Raw genomic sequence first — 18743 nt, forward strand, 5'->3', positions numbered from 1 at the left:
GAGGGCGGGACTCGCCCCTTCCGGGTGAAGGCCGGCAGCGATCCCGCACGACGCCGCCTGGGACAATGGCCGGATGACCGGTGCGCACCTCTTCGACCTCGACGCGATCGGCGCCGGGCTCACCGTGGCCTCGGCGCGTCGGGAACTCACCGAGGCCGCCGCCACGGGTGCCATGGTCGTCACGGCACCGCCGGGAACGGGCAAGACGACGTTCGTTCCCCCGCTGCTCGCGAACGCGCGGCCCGGTGCGGGGCGCGTCCTCGTCGTGCAGCCGCGCCGCGTCTCCGTGCGCGCCGCGGCGCGTCGGCTCGCGCAGCTCGACGGCACGCCGCTCGGCGGGCCCTCGGGGTTCGCGGTGCGGGGCGAGAACGAGACCTCGGCGGCGACGCGCGTCGAGTTCCTCACCCCCGGCATTCTGCTCAGGCGCCTGTTCGCCGACCCTGGGCTCGAGGGCGTCTGCGCCGTCGTCGTCGATGAGGTGCACGAACGATCGGTCGACGCCGACCTGCTGCTCGGCATGCTCAGCGAGGTGCGCGAGCTGCGCGAAGACCTCGTCCTCGTCGCGATGTCGGCGACCGTCGACGCGACAGCCGTGGCAGAACTGATCGGCGGGGAGAGAGCGGCGCCCGTCGTCGATGTGCCATCGCCCCTGCATCCGCTCGCGATCGAGTACGCACCGTACGCGCCGGGGCGCATCGACGCACGCGGCGTGGCGGCGGGCTTCCTCGATCATGTCGCGCGCACGGCAATCGCCGCGCAGGCCTCGGCAGGCGCTGACGCGCTCGTATTCGTCCCGGCGGCCCGCGACGTCGACCGCGTCGTCTCGGCCATCCGGGCCCTCTCACCCGGCGTCGAGGCTCTGCCCCTGCACGGGCAGCTGCCGCCGCGCGAGCAGGATCGCGCGACCGCGGGGCGTCACGGCCGCGACGACCCGCCGCGCATCGTCGTCAGCACGGCACTCGCCGAGAGCTCCCTCACGGTCCCGGGCGTGCGGCTCGTCGTCGACGCGGGGCTCTCGCGCGAGCCGCGGCGCGACTCCGGCCGCGGCGTTTCGGGTCTCGTCACCGTCAGCGCATCCCGAGCGAGCGCCGACCAGCGCTCCGGTCGCGCGGCGCGCCAAGGGCCCGGTCGCGCCGTGCGCGCGTACTCCGAGGCCGACTACGCGCGGATGCCCGCCTCCGCGGCGCCAGAGATCCGCTCCGCCGACCTCACGGATGCGGCGCTCGCGCTCGCCGTGTGGGGCACGCCAGCAGCAGCTGGCCTGCGACTGCTCACGCCCCCGCCCGCGGCGTCGATCGGCGCCGCCGTCACCGCGCTGCGCGCGCTCGGGCTCGTCGACGACGACGGGCGCGCCACCGACCTGGGCACCCGCGTGGCCCGGATGCCCGCTGGCGCCAGGGAAGCCAGGGCGCTCCTCGCGGCGGCGGACGCCGGCGCGGACCCGCGCAGTGCCGCGGAGGCCGTCGCCGCCCTGTCCGGCGGCCACAGAGACCCGGGCGCCGATCTCGTTCACCTCATCGGCGAGCTGCGGAGCGGCCGCGCACCCGGCGCCGAGAGGTGGCGACGCGACGCGCGCCGCCTCGAACGCGTCGCGCGGGAAGCACGAGGCGAGACCCCCGCGCACAACGACGAAATCAAGGAGAAACCGCAACATCGAGGAGACAACGCCGAGATTTCTCCTCGATCCCGCGCAATCTCCTCCGAAACGCGCGACCCCGCGCCCGTGCGGAACCAGCGCGACGCGCGCCACGCCGGGCGCACCGCGCGGAAAGCACGAGGCGCGACCCCCGCGCACGACGACGAAATCGCGGAGAAACCGCAACATCGAGGAGAGAACCTGCAGATTCCTCCTCGATCCCGCGCATCCTCCTCGGAAGCGCGCGACCCCGCGTCCGCGGGGAGCCACCGCAGCACGGGGCACCCGCGCGACGCCGCGGGTCTCGTCGCCGCGCTCGCGCGGCCGGAGTGGATCGCGCGCCGCGTCTCCCCCGGCTCACGGAGCTACCTGCTCGCTTCCGGCACGCGCGCCGCCGTCCCGGAGGCGAGCGCGCTCGCCTCCTCCGAGTGGCTCGCCGTCGCCGCCGCGCAGCGCGCCGAGGGGCGGGCGGCCGACGCGACCGGCACCGTCATCCGGTTGGCCGCCCCGCTCTCCGAGGCCGACGCGCTCGCGCTCGGCGGCGGCCTCACCCGGAGCGAACGCGTCGCACGCGTCGCGGACGGCGCCGTTCGGGTGCGGGAGGTGCGCGGGCTCGGCGCGATCGAGCTCTCGTCGACGCCGGTCGCGGCCGAGCCGGGCGACACCGTTCCCGCGCTCACGGCCGAGATCCGCGAACGCGGCGTCGCGGCACTGCCGTGGGCACCGGCCGCGGCGGGACTGCGCGCGCGGCTCGGCCTCATCCGGCGGGAGCTCGGCGCCCCGTGGCCGGACGTCGCCGATGAGGCGCTCCTCGCGGGCCTCGACGAATGGCTCACCCCCGCGCTCCCGGCGGCCGGGGGCTCGCTCGCCCGCGTCGACACGCTCGCGGCGCTGCGCGGGCTGCTCCCCTGGCCCGAGGCGGCACGGCTCGACGATCTCGCGCCCGAGCGGCTGCCCGTGCCGTCGGGCTCGGCCCCGCGCATCGCCTACCCCGATCCGAACGACCCCGATGCCCTGCCCGTCGTCGCCGTGAAGCTGCAGGAGGTCTTCGGGCTCGCCGACACCCCGCGGCTCGTCGACGGCCGCGTACCGGTGCTGTTCCACCTGCTGTCCCCCGGCCGGCAGCCGCTCGCCGTGACGAGCGACCTCGCCGGATTCTGGAACGGCGCCTACGCGGAAGCGCGCAAGCAGATGCGCGGCCGCTACCCGAAGCACCCCTGGCCGGAGGACCCCTGGTCGGCGATCGCGACGGCGAAGACGAACCGGGCGCTGCGCCGCGGGTGACCCGGGCGCCGTCCGGTCAGCGACCGCGCGCCCACCGGCGCCACCATGGGACCGCTGTGCCTGCGACGCCCCCGCCGGGCGCGTCGGCACCGCCGGACGGGGCGCGTTCGGCGCGCCTGTCCCGCCACGCCGATACCTCCGCTTCGACGTCGAGCGTGGGCGTCACGACCGGCGGCCCGCCCTCCAGCTGCAGCCGGGCGCTGCGCACACGTGCGTTGAAGTCCTCGAGGTGGGCGCGCACGTCCGCCTCCCTGGGCAGTTCGTCGAGCGTCGCCGACATGCCCTTGTGCTCGGTCCGCAGCTGGATCGCCGGCGGCGCCATGCCGCTCAGGCCCTCGCGCTCGATCTTGCGCTTGATCCACCAATCCGGATCGCTCGAGGCGACGAGGCCCTCGAGCGGCTTCCCCGCGCCGGGCAGATCGTCGAACTCGCCGCGCCGGATGGCCTGCTGGATGGACGCCTCGACGACGGCCCAGCGCTCCTCGCGCGTGGACCACTGCGGCGACGGCGCCGAACCGCGCTCGCCCTCCGCCAGCTCCTTCTCGGCCCGGTAGCGGGCCGCCTCTGATCGCGGGTCGGACATCCGGAAACCTCCCCGCTCAGGGTACTCCGCCGGCTAACGCAGCGGGGTCCAGCCGAAGGGCACGGGCCCGTCGACCAGGGCGTTCTCCTCATCGGCCGCGGCGGACCAGCCCTGTGCCGCGCCGTCGCCGTCGAACGCGCCGCGCGCGAGGCGCATGCCGACGTCGTCGTGGTGCATGCGCGGTCCGCCGCCGCGCCGCGTCGAGGCGCGCACGCTCCATGCCGGGTCGTCGAATCCTCCGCCGCGGAACACGCGGTAGTCGCCGTAGCGCGCGGGGTCCAGCAGGTCCCAGCACCACTCCCACGCGTTGCCGAGCGTGTCGAAGAGCCCGAAGAGGTTGGGCATCTTGCCGCCCACGTCGCTGGGGTGCCCGACACCGTCCGCTTCCGTCCAGGCGACATCCGCCAGCGGCCCGTACTGGGGCTTCGCCGAGCCGGCCCGGCAGGCGAACTCCCACTCGGCCTCGGTCGGCAGCCGGTATCCGTCGGAGTCCACGAACCATCGGACGGCCTCGCCGTCGACGCTGTATGCCGGGTCGAGCCCCTCCCATTCCGAGAGCGCGTTGCACAACCGGATCGCCCGCTGCCAGCTGACGTCGACGGCCGGCCTGCGCGCGTGCGCCGCGGGTACTCCGAGGAGCTCGGCGAGCGCCTCCTCCGTCACGGCGAAGACGCCGATCTCGAACGGCTCCAGCTCGACGGTGCGCCGAGCGCTCCGGCGCGCATCGTGGAGGGTCACGGCACCGGCCGGGATCGCGGCCATCTCGATATCGGGCATCACCGTTCCAGTCTCCCGCACGTGCTTCCCGCCGCGTGCCAGACTTGCCCCATGCCGCAGAGCACAGCTGATTCCCGCGAGGCCCGTCGCCTGCCCGAGACCCTGAACGAGTTCCAGAACGCGGAGGGGCACCCGCACTTCCGGGTCGACGTCGAGCGCATCCGGTTCTCGCCGTTCTACTCGCGGCTGTCCGCCGTGACGCAGGTCATCTCGCAGGCGGGCGCCGGTCTGGCCGTGCACAACCGGCTCACGCATTCCGTGAAGGTCGCCGCCGTCGCCCGCGCGATCGCGACGCACCTCGCGACGCGCACCGACGACGCCCCGCGCACGGTCAGCGCGCTCGGCGGGGCCCACCCCGTCGTCGTGCAGGCGGCCGCCGCCGCGCACGACCTCGGCCACCCGCCGTTCGGGCACCTCGGCGAGCAGGCGCTCGACCACCTGGCGCGCACGCGCTTCGGCCTGTCGGAGGGCTTCGAGGGCAATGCCCAGACCTACCGGATCATCACGCGCCTGGACGAGCACGACCGACCCGGCGTCGGCCTGAACCTCACGGCGGCTGTGCGCGCCGCCGTGCTGAAGTACCCGTGGCGCCGCGGCGAGGGCGGGCAGAGGCGCGGCGGGGCGAGCAAGTTCAACTACTACGCCGTCGACGAGCAGGACGTGGCGCAGGCGCTCGCCGCCTACCCCGCGATCGAACAGGGGCAGCAGACGGTCGAGTGCTCCATCATGGACATCGCCGACGACATCGCATACTCCCTGCACGATCTCGACGACTTCTACCGCGCCGACCTGCTCAACCCCGCCACCCTCTCAGCCGAGTTCCGGATGTGGCACCGCGACCTCGCGGCGCTGCGCGCGCTAGACGAGCGGGAGCTCGCCGCGGCGGCCCGCACGCCCGGGCACTCGCTCGAGCTGCTCTGGCGCGAGCTGCTGCGGAAGGACTCCTGGATCGCCGACCCGGACGCCTTCGCCGAGGCGGTCGCGAAGGTGCGCGCCGAGGTCATCGACGGCCTCATCGCCGAACCGTTCGACGGTTCGCTCGCCAGCGAGCGGACGCTGGCGAGGTTCACGACCGCGTGGATCGCCCGCCTGCAGTCGTCGGTCGAGGTGCACAGGGCGCCGAACATCCGCTCGGGGCACGTCAGCCTCAGTCGGCAGGCCTGGCACGAGGTGGCCGTGCTGAAGTTCCTGCACCAGCGCTTCATCCTCGAGCGCCCCGACCTCGCGGTGTACCAACGGGGGCAGGCGAGCGTGCTCGAACGGCTCGTCGACGGCTTCTCCGCCTGGCTCGACGACCCGCGCGATGCCCGCAGAGCGCCTCGGCGCCTCATCGACCTCGTCGAGCTCGCGACGGACGACTACCGGCGGCTGCGCAGGGACGCCCCCGCGCTCGTCGAGTCCCGCTCCGACGCCGACCTCGACCGCCTCGCCCGCGGCAGGGGCATCATCGACTACGTCGCGTCGCTCACCGACGCGCAGGCGACGAGCCTCGACGGCCTGCTCTCGGGCCGCACCGAGCGCCTCTGGGAGGCCGGCCAGGGGCTCTGAGCACCACGCCGGCACCGCGTCGCTCACCGACGCGCAGGCGGCGAGTCTTGACGGTCTGCCCTCGGACCGCCGAGCCTCAGGCAGCCCCGACCGTCACGTACGCCGGGTGCTTCGGGCGGCGGCCGTCACCCGACGACGTGCGCGTCACGCGCCGCTTTACCCACGGCGCGACGTGGGCGCGATAGTACTCGCGCGTGCCCAGGTGGGGTTCTGCGGGCTCGGGGAGGTCCCACCACTCGGGGTCGACGCGCTGCCCCAGGGCGTCGAGCACGCGCGCCGCGACCCTGTGGTGTCCGCGGGAGTTCATGTGCAGGCGGTCGGGCGACCAGAACGCCTGGTCGCGCAGCTTCTCGTCGGTCCAGTTGATCGCCCAGACGATATCGTCAGCGCCGCGGAGCCTGGCTGTCACGGCGGCGAAGAGGGCGTCCCCCCTGCTCCGGATGAGCCGGGACATCGGCAGGCCGCCCGACGGGTCGGCGCCCGCGAGCAGGATCGGCACGACGCCCTCCTCACGGCACCGCATCAGGACCTTCACGAACGTATCGACGATGCCCGAGGTGTTCGATCCGGGCCGCAGCATATCGTTGCCGCCGCCGTTGAACGACAGGTGCGTCGGCTTCAGCGCGAGCGCCGGCTCGAGCTGCTCGTCCACGACGGGCCACGCGAGGCGCCCCCGGATGGCGAGATTGGCGTACTCGATCGACCCGCCGAGCGAAGCGGCCCAGCCGCGGGCGGCCAGGTCGGCCCACCCCCGAGGCGTGCCGTCGGGCCGCTCGTCCCCCACGCCCTCCGTGAAGCTGTCCCCGATGGCCACATATCTCACGCTCGTCACGTCGACATCCTACGAGGCGTCGCCGGTGCGAGGGCGAGGGGCCTCAGTCGAGCGGCCCTCAGCCCTCGAGGATCACGAGGCGCTCGGTCGCCCTCGTCATCGCGACGTACCTGTCGACGGCGCCCGTGATGCCGTCGCCGAGCCCGTCCGGATCCACCAGCACGACCAGGTCGAATTCGAGCCCCTTGGACTCGGCGGCGGTCATCGCCGCGACCCGCGGAAGGTCAGGCACCTCCGCGGCGCCGATGACGCAGGCGATGCCCTGTTCGTGGTCGGCGAGCCATTCCTCCAGCACGGTGCGCAGCTCGGCGGCGGCGCCCCGACGCACGGGCACGCCCGATTCCCGCACGGACGCAGGCACATTCGCATCCGGGATCGCCTCGCGGATCGCGGGCGCGGCCTCCGCCATCACCTCGGCCGGCGTGCGGTAGTTGATCGTGAGGCCCGCGACCTCGGCGCGCCGGATGCCGACCTCGGCGAGGCGCTCCTGCCACGACTGCGCGAAGCCGTGCCGCGCCTGGGCGCGATCGCCGACGATCGTGAAGCTCTTCGACGGGCAGCGCCGGATGAGCATGCGCCATTCCGCGTCGGTGAGCTCCTGTGCCTCGTCGACGATCACGTGGGCGAACGGGCCCGCGAGCTCGTCGTACGGCAGCGCCGGCAGCGCGCCCGGGTCGATCAGTCGCTCCTGCATGTCGCCGGCGTCGAGCATCAGGGAGACGCCCTCGCCGTCCTCGTCGGAGTCGTGCAGGTACTCCACGACCGTCTCGATCCGCTCGCGCTCCGCCGCCAGTGCGCGGTCGTGGGCGCGCCGGCGCCTGGTCGCCTCCGGGTCGCCGATCAGGTCGCGGGCCGCGTCGATCAGCGGCAGGTCGTCGTCGGTCCACGCCGCGCCGTCCGTGCGGCGCAGCAGCGCGATGTCGTCGGCCGAGAGCTCGGGCGCCGAGCGCTTCAGCAGCGTCGGCGACGTCCACAGCGCCGCGACGAGGCGCGCGGGGTCGAGCATCGGCCAGACCTTCTCGAACGCGGCGCGCAGCCCGGAGTGGGTCGCGAGCTCGCGGCGCGCCAGGTGCGGCGGCATCTCGCGCGCTTTGGCCGTCAGGATGTCGAGCAGCTCCTCCCAGACGAGGTGCTGCGCCTCGTTGTGCGGCGTGCCGTCGTCGGCGGCCTCGAACGCCTGCTCCCACTCCTCCGGCTGGATGTCGATGTCCGCCCACGACATCGGCACGACGATCTCGTCATCGGGCGCGCGGCGGTAGCCGGCGACGATCCGCTCGATCGCGCGTTCGAGGGCGATCGAGCCCTTCAGCGCGGACACGCGCGGGTCCGCTTCCGGCAGCGCCTCGACGCCCTCCGGGGTCATCCGGCGCAGCGTCGCGATCCTGACGCTCCCCTCCCCGAGGCTCGGCAGCACGTCGTCGACGTACGACAGGTAGCGATCGTTCGGGCCGACGAAGAGCACGCCGCCGCCCCCACGCTGCGAGATGCGGGTGTCGGAGTACAGCAGGTATGCCGCGCGGTGCAGCGCGACGACCGTCTTCCCCGTGCCGGGGCCCCCGTCGACGACGAGGGCATCGCGGCCGCCGGCCCGGATGATGGCGTCCTGGTCGGCCTGGATCGTACCGAGCACGTCGCGCATCCGGTCGGAGCGCGAGGCGCCCAGGCTACGGATGAACGCCGACTGGTCATCGAGGGCCGCGTCGGTCTCGCGCAGTTCGGCGTCGAAGACCTCGTCCCAGTAGTCGACGACGCGGCCGGACTGCCACCGGAAGCGGCGGCGCATGCTGAGCCCCATCGGGGTCTGGTGCGTGGCGGCGAAGAAGGGCTCGGCGGCGGGTGCGCGCCAGTCGATCAGCAGGCGCGTGCCGTCGCTCGCGACGAGCCCCGTGCGGCCGATGTACAGCTCTTCCCCGGCCGACGAGACGATCTTGCCGAGGCACAGGTCGCGCGTGAACCGGCGCAGCACCGTCTGGCGCGCGACGAGATGGTGCACCAGGATGTCGCGGTCCATCGCGTCCTGGCCCTCGTCGGTCTCGAGCCGTCGGGCATCGGCGAGCCGGCGCTCGACGTCGTCGCGCGCGTCGAAGAGCGCCTGATCGATGGCCGCGAGGTGCGCGGCGTCGCTGCCGATGAGCGAGTCGTCGGCCTTCGCGGCGCGGGAAGCGGGCAGGGCGAATGCCTCAGCGGAACGTGTCACTCGCTCAATTCTCCCGGATTCCGAGCCCCGCGGCGCCGCTCGGCGCGCCCCGCGGCCTGCAGCCCGAATCCGCTCGACCGCGCGCACGTACCGAGGCCGTGCTCCCTCACTCGTCGCGCATGGCCACGACATCGAGCACCGCTCCCGTGCGGCTCTGCTTCCGCCCGCGCGAGACGATGCGCATGGCGAGCCGCTCGTAGAGCGCGATGTTGCGTGCCTCCTCGGCGCGGACGAGGCAGGACAGGCCGCGCAGGCCCTCGCCGCGCGCGTGCTCGCGCAGCGCGCGTACGAAGCGCCCGCCGATGCCCTGACCACGGGCATCCGGGATCACGCCGAGGCGCGAGAAGTACAGGGTGCCGTCGTCGGCGACGTGATGCTTGACCGACGCGACGGCCCGGCCGTCGTGTCGGGCGATGCCGACCCGGACGTCGCCCGTCATCTCGGCGCGCAGCGAATCGACCGTCTCGCGCAGTGCGCCCGAGGGCTCCCCCGTCAGCGAGAACTCCGCGAAGGCGGAATGCATGACCGAGATGGCGTCGCCTGCCTCGGAGGGCGGCACGGCGAGGGCGATCGTCTCGAGCGCGGGTGCGGTGGCGTCGTTCACGGGAAGACGGTAGCAGGACGGCGATGCGACGAGCGGAGTCAGGTCCAGCGCGCGACGAGCTGGCCGCCTGGCGATCCGCCACCGCTACGCTCGAGCCATGGCTCCCATCGTTCTCTCCCGTCCGCGTGACGACCGGATGATCGCCGGTGTCTGCGCCATGGTCGCGCGTCGATTCGGGTGGAGCAGCACCTGGACGCGCGTACTGGCGCTCTTCGGGCTGCTCTTCTTCGGCAGCACCATCCCGATCTACATCGCCTTCTGGCTGATCGTCCCCGCGGAGTAGGACCCGCGGGCGAGGACCCGCGCTGGCCCGGGCCGACCGCCGCTCGACCGACGGTTCCTCGTTCCGGCGGGCGTCGTGCTACGCCAGCGTCGGTGCGAAGTCGATGGGACCCGCGGGCGTGGGTGCGCCGTTCGGCGCGGTCGCCGGTTCGAGGTGCGCGCCCAGGATGCGTTCGATCGCGGACGCCTCGGTGGGCGCGGTGGGGAGGGTTTCGTCGAGGAGCTCGGTGACGCTCCAGTCGCCGATCGCGTCGCCTGATGCTTCGAGCGCGCGTTCTGCGACGTGTTGGTCTGCGAGTCGTTGGCGCGCGTCGGCGGCGCGGGCGCGCTCGTCGGCGCGCGCGGCAGCGTCCGCGCGGCAGCGTCCGCGCGGCGGACCCGGGCTGCGTCGAGGCGGGGCAGGGCTGTCGCCTCGAACCGATCGCGTGCGGCGGACCGGGACGCAGCCGCCTTCTCGGCGGACGCGGCGGGCGAGGACGCGGTGTTCTTCTCGGCAGGCGCGGCGGGCATGGACGCACTCGTCCCCTCGACACGTGCAGCGGGCATGGACGCACTCGTTCCCGTACCCGTGGTCGGTGGTTCGAAGGGTGCGGGGCTGTCGTCGGTGAGGAGTTCGCGGAAGTAGACGCGGCTCTCGGGCCCGGTCGGGTAGGTGCGGCCGGTGGGGCTGGTCCATTCCAGCTGCCCGCCACCGAGGGCGCGGACTCTCCACCCCGAGGTGTGTTTCATGATGTGGTGCCGCTCGCACAGCGCTTCGAGGTTCCCTACCTGGGTGGTGCCGCCGAGGGCGTAGTCGTGGACGTGGTCGATGTCGCAGTTGCGGGCGGGCACAGTGCACCCCATCACCCGGCAGGTCGCGTCTCGCGCGACGATCATGCGCCGTTGGGCGTTGGAGGGCCGGTACCGGTCGACGGCGAGCAGTTCGCCGGTCTCGGCGGCGGCGAACAGGCGATCCCACCCGGTCGCGTGCCCCGCGGCGGCGAGGGCGTCGTCGGTGGCGATGATCGTGCCGCGCGCGTCGAGGACGATGCCTTCGGAGGGGTTGATGATCGTGCGGGCGGGGATGACGACCTGCACGTGTGCGGTCACGCCCGACAGCAGTCCCGCCAGGGCGGTAGCGCCGAACTCGTGCCCCGCAGACGGGCTCCCGGTGAGGGCGAGGTCCGCGGCCAGATCGGCGCGGAGCTGGTCGAAGGTGCGGGTGTCGCTCGCGCGCAGGCCGAGTTCCTCGCCCGTGCCGGCGAAGATCCGGTCCGAAGTCGAAGCCGAAGCCGAAGCCGACTGGCGACCCGTTCCGACCGTCGATGTCCACGCGCCGGCGCGCACGCCAGAAGTGCCGTCCGCGAAGCCGTCCCGATCATCCACGGTCGCGCGGGCGGCCGCGGCGAGCATCGCCGGGGTCGCCTCGTCGAGGAGGTGCTCCCAGCCCGCCTCCGGGCGGGCGAAGCCGGCCGCGACCCAGGCGCGGCGGGCCGCGCGACGCTCGTCATCGACGCGGCGGGCCATGCGGGTGAGGCGATCGTGGATGCCGTGGGCGTGCAGCGTCGGAACCCGCACCGCCAGCTCACTCATCCCGTCATCCAGATCCGTCAGGAACACCCCCCGCTCGGCACGGGCGGCTTCGTGCCGCTCCGCCGGCGTCACGGCAGAAACCCGCGCGGCCTGCAGCTTCACGACCTTCGCGAACTGCCCCGGCGTCAGCGTCTCCGCAAACGACACCGCGAGTCCGTCCAGTGACGCCCGCGCACCCTCATCGAGCGTGAGCCCGGCGTCGGTGACGGCCTTCGCGTGCTTGGCGGTGATCCGGCCCTCCGACAGGGCCGCATGCGTGACCGGGAAGCTCGTCACGAGCCGCTCGGCCGACTCCAGCTCCGCCCGTGCCGACCCCGGATGCACCCGCGTCGCCGCGGCGACCTCCGCCGCCATCGCCCGCCGCGCATACTCCGGCCCATGCGACGACCCCATCGCCTCACCCTGCGCCTGAGCGATCTCCGCCAGCCGCGCCACACACGACGCGACCTCCCCATCCATCCGGGCCTGCGCCTCCCGCAGCCGCACGACCTCCGCCACCAGGCGACGCGTCTCGGCGAGCTCTGCCGGACCGAGGTCCTTGAGCTTGTCTTCGATCGTCACCTTCGACATACCCTCATTCTATCGAAACTTTCTGCTACTCGCAAGCGTCAACAACGACATTCCTCTCGAATCTTTGGCCAATGCCGTCACCAGATCCACGCGCGAGGTTCGGGCCGTCGTGCGGGGTTCGCCGCTGCGCGAGTACGACTCCAGCCGCAGCGGGGCACGGCGCCGGTCGGAACATCAGAAGTCGTCGCGCCCATGCATCCGCGCTCAGCCCTGCGCCATCAGTGCCGTGCGGCCTGGAGGTAGGTCAGAACGGCCCTGACCCGTCGGTTCTCCTCGACCGGGCCGAGCCCGAGCTTGGCGAACACGTTGCCGACGTGCTTGCTCACGGCAGCGTCGGTGAGCGTCAGGGTCGTCGCAATGTCGGTGTTCGACTGCCCGTCCGCCATCAGTGCCAGCACCTCTCGCTCGCGCGGGGTGAGGCGGTCGAGCGGACCCGGCCGCGAGCCGCTGAGCAGGTGGTGCACAACATCCGGGTCGATAACGGTCCCGCCGCTTGCAACCGTCTCGAGAGCGGCCGCGAAGTCGCGGACGCGGTTCACCCGATCCTTCAACAGGTATCCGATCGCCCCCTCGCGAAGGGTGAGCAGCTCCCGCGCGTAGGTGTCCGCGAGGTACTGCGAGAGCACCATGACGGGCTGCGCCGGCGCGGCCGTCCGGATCTCGAGAGCCGCACGGAGCCCGTCGTCCCCGCCGTCGGGAGGCATCCGCACGTCAGTGAGCACGAGGTCGGGCGGCTCCCCGGCATCGGCGAGCCGCCCGTACGCGTCGACGAGGCCTGGCGCCGTCGCGGCCGTCGCAGCGATCGTGTGGCCGAGACGCTCCAGGAGCGCGACGAGCGCCTCGCGCAGCAGCGCGGAGTCCTCAGCGAGCAGCAGGCGCATCGACTCCGACCTCCTCTCTGACGATCGGGACCGACATGTACAGCGTCGTCGGCCCGCCGATCGGGCTGACGACCCGGAACGTGCCGCCCAGGGTGTCGGCGCGTTCGCGCAGGCCGCTGAGCCCCGTTCCGGCGCTCTCGTCGGCACCGCCCTGGCCGTCGTCGGTCACCGCCACCGAGAGGGATCCTTCGTCGAGCCGCGCGCTGACAGTGACGCGGGTCGCGGTCGTGTGCTTCGCAGCGTTGCTGATCGCCTCGGTGACCAGGTAGTAGGCGGCCGATTCCACGGCGCTCGGCAGTCGACCGAACTCCTCGATCTCGAGGGTGATCGCGACCGGCGTGCGGTCGGCGAGCTCGTGCAGCGCGGCGCCGAGGCCGTGATCGGTCAGCACGGCCGGATGGATGCCCCTCACGGTGCTGCGCAGCGCCGCCATCGCATGCTCCGCCTGGCCCTGCGCGGCGTCGAGCGCCTCGCGCGCTGCCACGGTGTCGGCGCCACGCGCCGTCAGGTCATCGATCTCGAGGCTGACGATGCCGAGCCGAGCACCGAGGGTCACGAGCTCCTGCTGCACGCCGTCGTGCAGGTCGCGCTCGATGTGTCGCCGCTCCGCCTCCGACGCGGCGACGAGCGCCGCCCGGGACTGCACGAGCCGCTCGACGTTGCGGGTGAGCTCCCGCTGCCGCGGTCCGCACAACGCCCTCAGCAGCGTCGCCTGCCCGGCCGCGAGCATCGCGTTGACGTACGCGAACAGGAGGACAGCGAACAGTGCGATCGGAAGGACCAGCCACCAGTTGTCCGCCCCGATCACCACGTGCGTGTCGCCGTACAGGTTGACCCGCCCCGGGCCCCGCAGGCCGAGCACGGCGATCGCACCGAGTGCGAGCAGGCAGAACGCCTCGGCGCACAGGACGATCAGCACGGCCCAACCGAGCACGAGGTCCGCCAGGAGAGCGCCGGTCTCGCGCCAGGTCGCAGGCTCGGCAACGCGGACCGATAGCCACATGTGGCGCTGTTCTGGGGCGACCGCGACGTGGCCCGACGCCTGATGGCCGAAGCCGAGGAGGCGCGTGCGGCGCCGTTCCAACGCCCCGACGGCGATGCCCCAGAGCGGCAAGAGCAACAGCGTCAGCACCGCGATCGGCAGCAGCAGCAGCCCGATTGCGGCGCTGGCGAGCAGGTACACGAGCGCGAGCCACGGCCAGCGGCCCGTGAGGAACCGCCATGGCGGGCGCATCAGCGCCTGCCACACGGTCGTCGTCCCCATAGATGTCACCCTACGGGCGCGCGGTCGCCGCGCCTCGTCGTCGGCCGAAGAGTAGAGCCAGCACTACCACGACTCTCTACGCCGCTCCCTCGCGCAAGTCGCACATCCGGGGTCGGATGATCTGCATGACCGAATCGATGATCAGCACCGCGGGCCTGCGCAAGACGTTTCCCGGAGCGGGACGAAAGGACCCGCGCGTGCCCGTGCTCAACGGAATCTCCCTCGAGATCCGGGCCGGCGAGATGGTGAGCATCGTCGGGCCATCCGGGTCGGGGAAGTCGACACTGCTGCACTGCCTCGCCGGCCTCGAGCCATACGACGCGGGGTCAGTGCGCCTCGCGGGCCACGAGTTGGCCGAGCTCGGCCGCGGCAAGCTGGCAAGATTGCGCCGCCGCCACGTCGGCTTCGTCCTCCAGTCGTTCAACCTCATTCCATCGCTGACTGCGCGGGAGAACATCGCGCTGCCGGCGCGGCTCGCCCGCCGCCGCGTACGTCGGGCGGACATCGATCGTGCCCTGACGGCGGTGGGCATCGCCGATCGCGCCGCTCACCGCCCCGGGCACCTCTCGGGCGGACAGCAACAGCGCGCGGCCATCGCACGGGTCTTGGCGATGCGTCCCGACATCGTGTTCGCCGACGAGCCGACCGGGTCGCTCGACACGGCCACCGGCGGTGACGTACTGCGTCTCCTGCGCGCGTCGGCTGGAACCGGCCGCTCCGTCGTCCTCGTCACGCATGACCTCGAGGCCGCGGCCCTTGCCGATCGTGTTCTCGTGCTCCGCGACGGGCTCATCCACGCCGAGCTGAGCGCACCGACTCCTGGGCGAGTGCTCGACGCCGTCTCCCACGCACGGGCAGACGCATGATCCGGCTCATTCTGGCCGACCTGCTGGGGCACGCGCGCGTCTGGACGGGGATCTTCGCCGTCATCACCGCGGCAGGATTCGTCGCCGCGATCGCGACGGGGCTCTTGGAGACCGGTATGGTCCACGGCGGCCGCGTCCGCGACGGATTGGCCAGCTCGAGCTCCGCCGTGATCATGTTCACCGCAGTGACCGCTCTGATCGTGCTCAGTGCGAGCGCGAACCTCACCGTGGCGCTGCAACAGCGCACCCACGCCCTGTGGCAGCTCGTCGGGATCCGGCCGGCGCTCGTGGCGCTCGCGGTCATCGCGCAGCTCGGCACCGTCGCGGTCGCCGGAGGCACGACCGGCGCACTGATCGCACGATCGGCCTTCGAACCGCTGTTCGTATGGACCTTCCGCGAGTGGACCGACATGCAGGGGATCTCCCTGCACCTCAGCGTCGGGAGCATCGCCATCGCAGTGGTCGCGATCGCTGCCGTCGTACTCCTCGGCGGGCTCCGGGGCGCTCGGCGCGCGAGCCGCACCCCGCCGATCGAGGCCCTGCGCGAGCCAGAGCCGCCCGAGGCCCGGTTGGGCTGGCTCCGTATCGTCGCCACTTGTCTGGCCCTCGGTGGCACGATCATCCTGATCGCGAACCTCGACGGCGAAGCCTCAGTCTCCGCCTTCTCCGGTCAGGCGATACTGCTGACGCCCCTGATCGCCGCGGTCCTGGCCGCGGCGGGGCCCATCGTCTTCCCCATCGCGCTGCGCGCCTGGACGTCGCTCGTCCCTGCGCGAGCCTCTGCGACCTGGTTCCTCGCACGGAACTCTGCGCGGTACCGGCTCAGCAGGTCCACCGCCGCCGTCGCTCCGCTCATGGTGGCGATCGCGCTGGCCGGCGGGCTCTACACGACGGGGGCGACCCTGGCCGCAGCGCAGGCCGCGCGCACCGGGAGCGCCGACGGTTTCAGCCTCGCGCCCGAGGGCGTCGTTCTCCTGCTCGGAGGACCGCTTCTGCTGTCAGGCGTCGCCGCCGCTGCCACCGTGTTCATGTCCGGGCAGGCGCGCGAGCGCGAGCATGCCCTCGTCAGGGCCGCCGGGTCGACACAGGGCGCGATCGTCTTGGCCGCCCTCTGGGAATGCGTGATCTACACCGTCACGGCCGCATTTCTCGGCGCCGCCGCTACGGTGATCGGTGGAATCATCATCGCGCACACGCTGGCGCTCCCCGCTCCGACCGTCTCCCTCGCGGCGCTCGGTGTGATCGCCTCCGGCGGGTTCGTGCTCATCCTCGCAGCGAACATCTCACCGACGGCGGCGGCTCTGCGCCACGAGATCCCCCGCACCCTCTCCGTGGAGTAGCGGCGCAGGTATCGCCCGCTACCGCCAGCCGAGCCCCGGGGCCACGTGCTCGATGATCGACTCGAGCACGTGCGCGTTGTAGTCGACGCCGAGCTGGTTCGGCACCGTGAGCAGGACGGTGTCGGCCTCCGCCAGCGCCTCGTCCCCGCGCAGTTCGTCGATCAGCTCATCCGGTTCCGCCGCGTACGAGCGACCGAACACGGCGCGCGTGTTCTCGTCGAGCTGCCCGAAGCTGTCCTCGCGGTCGCCCGAGCCGAGGAAATACCGGCGGTCCTCATCGTTCGTGATCGCGAAGATCGACCGCGACACCGACACGCGCGGCTCGAAACCGTGGTCGTGCTTCGCCCACTCCTCGCGGAACGCACGGATCTGCTTCGCCTGCTGCACGTGGAAGGGCTCGCCCGTCTCGTCGTCCTTCAGGGTCGACGACATCAGGTTCATGCCCTGCTGCGCCGCCCAGCGGGCCGTGGCGTCCGATCCGGCACCCCACCACATCCGCTGGCGCAGCCCCTCGCTGTGCGGCTCGAGCCGGAGCAGGCCCGGCGGGTTCGGGAACATCGGCCGCGGGCTCGGCTGCGCGAAGCCCGTGCCCTCGAGCAGCTGCAGGATGAGCTTCATCTTCTCGCGCGCCGCCTCGGCACCGTTGGCGTCGTCGTCACCGGCCTGGTAGCCGAAGTAGCGCCAGCCGTCGACGACCTGCTCGGGTGAGCCCCGCGAGACGCCGAGCTGGAGGCGGCCATCGGAGATCAGGTCGGCGGCGCCCGCGTCCTCGACGAAGTACATCGGGTTCTCGTAGCGCAGGTCGATGACGCCGGTGCCGAGCTCGATCGTCTTCGTCTTCGCCCCGGCGGCGGCCAGCAGCGGGAACGGCGACGCGAGCTGGCGCGCGAAGTGGTGCACGCGGAAGTAGGCACCGTCCGCGCCCACATCCTCGGCGGCCTGGGCGAGGTCGATCGACTGGTGCAGAACGTCGCCGGCGGACTGCGTTCGGGATTCCGGATGCGGCGTCCAGTGCCCGAAGGACAGGAAGCCGATGCTCTTGCGTGAAGCGCTCATGTATCCATTCAACAGCATGCATCCTCGATCATTCCCGCAGGACGCGACGAGCCCCCGGCACCGATCGGCGCCGGGGGCTCGTCGAACCGGATCGGGTCAGATCACGCCGAAGGCGATCATCGCGTCGGCGACCTTACGGAAGCCCGCGACGTTCGCACCGATGACGTAGTTGCCCGGGCGGCCGAACTCGTCGGCGGTCTCGAGCGCGTTCTGGTGGATGCCGCGCATGATCTCGGTCAGGCGCCCCTCGGTGTACTCGAAGCTCCACGCATCGCGCGCGGCGTTCTGCTGCATCTCGAGCGCGCTCGTGGCGACGCCGCCGGCGTTCGCGGCCTTACCGGGGCCGAAGGCGACCCCGGCCGCCTGGAAGATCTCGACCGCTTCCGGCGTCGACGGCATGTTCGCACCCTCCGAGACGGCGATCACGCCGTTCTCGACGAGCTTCTTCGCGTCGCGGGCGTGCAGCTCGTTCTGCGTCGCGCACGGCAGAGCGACATCGGCGGGGACGTCCCAGACCGAGCCCTCCGACACGAAGCGGGCCCTGCCGCCGCGGCGCTCGGCGTACTCGGCGATGCGGCCGCGCTCGACCTCCTTGATCTGCTTGAGCAGTTCGAGGTCGATGCCGTCCTCGTCGACGACGTATCCGGACGAATCGGATGCCGTGATCGCGATGCCCCCGAGCTGCTGGATCTTCTGGATCGCGTAGATCGCGACGTTGCCAGAGCCCGAGACGACCGCCCTGCGACCGTCGAACGAGGTGTCGCGCACCTTCAGCATCTCCTCGGCGAAGATCGCGGCACCGTAACCGGTGGCCTCCGTGCGGACGAGCGAACCGCCCCAGTCGAGGCCCTTGCCCGTGAGCACGCCGGCCTCGTACTGGTTCGACAGCCGCTTGTACTGGCCGAAGAGGTAGCCGATCTCGCGCGCGCCCACGCCGATGTCGCCGGCGGGAACATCGCGGTACTCGCCGATGTGGCGGTACAGCTCGCTCATGAACGACTGGCAGAAGCGCATGACCTCGCCGTCGGACTTGCCGTGCGGATCGAAGTCGCTGCCGCCCTTGCCGCCGCCGATCGGCAGGCCCGTGAGGGAGTTCTTGAAGATCTGCTCGAAGCCCAGGAACTTGACGATCGAGAGGTTGACGGAGCGGTGGAACCGCAGTCCGCCCTTGTACGGGCCGAGCGCCGAGTTGTACTCGACGCGGAAGCCGCGGTTCACCTGCACCTGCCCCCTGTCGTCGACCCACGGCACGCGGAAGATGATCTGGCGCTCCGGCTCGCAGAGGCGGGCGAGGATGCCGAGGTCGTTGTACTCGGGGTGGCGCTCCTGCACGACGGCGAGCGAGTCGAAGACCTCGCGAGCGGCCTGGTGGAACTCGGGCTCGCCGGGGTTGCGGGCCAGAACGGCGTCGAGCGTCTTCTGGAGGGCAGGGTCGAGCATAGGTGTCCTTT

15 protein-coding genes are annotated in these 18743 nt (G+C 72.4%); 5 read left to right on the forward strand and 10 right to left on the reverse strand.

Annotated elements, in window-relative coordinates; all coding sequences use genetic code 11:
* Positions 1 to 73: 73 nt before the first annotated feature.
* On the forward strand, positions 74 to 2920 hold the full coding sequence (locus tag C0010_RS15195; RefSeq protein WP_232531658.1) for an ATP-dependent RNA helicase: 2847 nt from the start codon (positions 74 to 76) through the stop codon (positions 2918 to 2920).
* A 16-nt stretch (positions 2921 to 2936) separates the two neighbouring features.
* On the opposite strand, the gene C0010_RS00990 is transcribed toward C0010_RS15195, so the two are convergent.
* Positions 2937 to 3503, reverse strand: coding sequence for a DnaJ family domain-containing protein (locus C0010_RS00990; RefSeq protein ID WP_105565197.1), 567 nt, complete (start codon positions 3501 to 3503; stop codon positions 2937 to 2939).
* A gap of 33 nt (positions 3504 to 3536) precedes the next feature.
* On the reverse strand, positions 3537 to 4280 hold the full coding sequence (locus tag C0010_RS00995; RefSeq protein WP_105565198.1) for a formylglycine-generating enzyme family protein: 744 nt from the start codon (positions 4278 to 4280) through the stop codon (positions 3537 to 3539).
* 51 nt (positions 4281 to 4331) lie between these two features.
* Between C0010_RS00995 and C0010_RS01000 the strand changes: the two genes are divergently transcribed.
* Positions 4332 to 5828: a deoxyguanosinetriphosphate triphosphohydrolase family protein gene (locus C0010_RS01000; RefSeq protein ID WP_105565199.1), complete on the forward strand. Its 1497-nt coding sequence runs from the start codon at positions 4332 to 4334 to the stop codon at positions 5826 to 5828.
* Positions 5829 to 5904: 76 nt separating this feature from the next.
* On the opposite strand, the gene C0010_RS01005 is transcribed toward C0010_RS01000, so the two are convergent.
* From C0010_RS01005 to C0010_RS01015, 3 genes are all read right to left on the reverse strand, one after another.
* Complete coding sequence (locus C0010_RS01005) at positions 5905 to 6660, reverse strand: SGNH/GDSL hydrolase family protein (protein WP_174150309.1); 756 nt, start codon at positions 6658 to 6660, stop codon at positions 5905 to 5907.
* A gap of 58 nt (positions 6661 to 6718) precedes the next feature.
* Complete coding sequence (gene helR / locus C0010_RS01010) at positions 6719 to 8857, reverse strand: RNA polymerase recycling motor ATPase HelR (protein WP_232531659.1); 2139 nt, start codon at positions 8855 to 8857, stop codon at positions 6719 to 6721.
* Positions 8858 to 8963: 106 nt separating this feature from the next.
* Positions 8964 to 9461: a GNAT family N-acetyltransferase gene (locus tag C0010_RS01015; protein WP_105565201.1), complete on the reverse strand. Its 498-nt coding sequence runs from the start codon at positions 9459 to 9461 to the stop codon at positions 8964 to 8966.
* Positions 9462 to 9558: 97 nt separating this feature from the next.
* On the opposite strand from C0010_RS01015, the gene C0010_RS01020 reads away from it, so the two are divergent.
* Complete coding sequence (locus C0010_RS01020) at positions 9559 to 9744, forward strand: PspC domain-containing protein (protein WP_105565202.1); 186 nt, start codon at positions 9559 to 9561, stop codon at positions 9742 to 9744.
* Here the strand turns inward: C0010_RS01020 and C0010_RS01025 are convergent.
* The 3 genes from C0010_RS01025 to C0010_RS01035 all read right to left on the reverse strand — a co-directional run bounded on the left by C0010_RS01025 (position 9708) and on the right by C0010_RS01035 (position 14030).
* A complete protein-coding gene (locus tag C0010_RS01025) occupies positions 9708 to 11885 on the reverse strand; it encodes an HNH endonuclease signature motif containing protein (protein ID WP_105565203.1) in 2178 nt (725 codons plus the stop codon). The two genes, C0010_RS01020 and C0010_RS01025, sit on opposite strands and share 37 nt — an antisense overlap.
* 218 nt (positions 11886 to 12103) lie before the next feature.
* Positions 12104 to 12766, reverse strand: a complete 663-nt coding sequence (locus C0010_RS01030) for a response regulator transcription factor (RefSeq protein ID WP_105565204.1) — start codon at positions 12764 to 12766, stop codon at positions 12104 to 12106.
* Complete coding sequence (locus C0010_RS01035; RefSeq protein WP_105565205.1) at positions 12747 to 14030, reverse strand: sensor histidine kinase; 1284 nt, start codon at positions 14028 to 14030, stop codon at positions 12747 to 12749. Before C0010_RS01035 ends, C0010_RS01030 begins: the two co-directional genes overlap by 20 nt.
* A 125-nt stretch (positions 14031 to 14155) precedes the next feature.
* Between C0010_RS01035 and C0010_RS01040 the strand changes: the two genes are divergently transcribed.
* Together C0010_RS01040 and C0010_RS01045 are read left to right on the forward strand one after the other, a co-directional pair.
* The gene (locus C0010_RS01040; RefSeq protein ID WP_105565206.1) at positions 14156 to 14896 is read left to right on the forward strand and encodes an ABC transporter ATP-binding protein; all 741 of its coding nucleotides are present in this window, start codon (positions 14156 to 14158) and stop codon (positions 14894 to 14896) included.
* Entirely contained in the window at positions 14893 to 16236 is a 1344-nt protein-coding gene (locus C0010_RS01045) for an ABC transporter permease family protein (RefSeq protein WP_105565207.1), read from the forward strand. Before C0010_RS01040 ends, C0010_RS01045 begins: the two co-directional genes overlap by 4 nt.
* 18 nt (positions 16237 to 16254) lie before the next feature.
* On the opposite strand, the gene C0010_RS01050 is transcribed toward C0010_RS01045, so the two are convergent.
* Both C0010_RS01050 and gdhA read right to left on the reverse strand, forming a co-directional pair.
* Positions 16255 to 17292 (reverse strand): LLM class flavin-dependent oxidoreductase, encoded by a 1038-nt coding sequence (locus C0010_RS01050; RefSeq protein WP_105565208.1) that lies wholly within the window; start codon positions 17290 to 17292, stop codon positions 16255 to 16257.
* A 96-nt stretch (positions 17293 to 17388) separates the two neighbouring features.
* Positions 17389 to 18732 carry an NADP-specific glutamate dehydrogenase gene (gdhA, locus tag C0010_RS01055; RefSeq protein ID WP_105565209.1) on the reverse strand — a complete coding sequence of 448 codons (1344 nt, stop codon included), beginning with the start codon at positions 18730 to 18732 and terminating at the stop codon, positions 17389 to 17391.
* Positions 18733 to 18743 lie beyond the last annotated feature (11 nt).

It is taken from the genome of Microbacterium halophytorum (genome assembly GCF_002970975.1).
Taxonomy (GTDB): domain Bacteria; phylum Actinomycetota; class Actinomycetes; order Actinomycetales; family Microbacteriaceae; genus Microbacterium; species Microbacterium halophytorum.

Excerpts from the sequence above, each read along its gene's own strand:
- C0010_RS01050 (WP_105565208.1), bottom strand. The coding sequence starts at position 17,292 with ATGAGCGCTTCACGCAAGAGCATCGGCTTCCTGTCCTTCGGGCACTGG.
- C0010_RS01000 (WP_105565199.1), top strand. The coding sequence starts at position 4,332 with ATGCCGCAGAGCACAGCTGATTCCCGCGAGGCCCGTCGCCTGCCCGAG.
- C0010_RS01035 (WP_105565205.1), bottom strand. The coding sequence starts at position 14,030 with ATGGGGACGACGACCGTGTGGCAGGCGCTGATGCGCCCGCCATGGCGG.
- C0010_RS00995 (WP_105565198.1), bottom strand. The coding sequence starts at position 4,280 with ATGCCCGATATCGAGATGGCCGCGATCCCGGCCGGTGCCGTGACCCTC.
- C0010_RS01025 (WP_105565203.1), bottom strand. The coding sequence starts at position 11,885 with ATGTCGAAGGTGACGATCGAAGACAAGCTCAAGGACCTCGGTCCGGCA.
- C0010_RS01040 (WP_105565206.1), top strand. The coding sequence starts at position 14,156 with ATGACCGAATCGATGATCAGCACCGCGGGCCTGCGCAAGACGTTTCCC.
- C0010_RS01030 (WP_105565204.1), bottom strand. The coding sequence starts at position 12,766 with ATGCGCCTGCTGCTCGCTGAGGACTCCGCGCTGCTGCGCGAGGCGCTC.
- C0010_RS01045 (WP_105565207.1), top strand. The coding sequence starts at position 14,893 with ATGATCCGGCTCATTCTGGCCGACCTGCTGGGGCACGCGCGCGTCTGG.
- C0010_RS15195 (WP_232531658.1), top strand. The coding sequence starts at position 74 with ATGACCGGTGCGCACCTCTTCGACCTCGACGCGATCGGCGCCGGGCTC.
- C0010_RS00990 (WP_105565197.1), bottom strand. The coding sequence starts at position 3,503 with ATGTCCGACCCGCGATCAGAGGCGGCCCGCTACCGGGCCGAGAAGGAG.
- C0010_RS01020 (WP_105565202.1), top strand. The coding sequence starts at position 9,559 with ATGGCTCCCATCGTTCTCTCCCGTCCGCGTGACGACCGGATGATCGCC.
- gdhA (WP_105565209.1), bottom strand. The coding sequence starts at position 18,732 with ATGCTCGACCCTGCCCTCCAGAAGACGCTCGACGCCGTTCTGGCCCGC.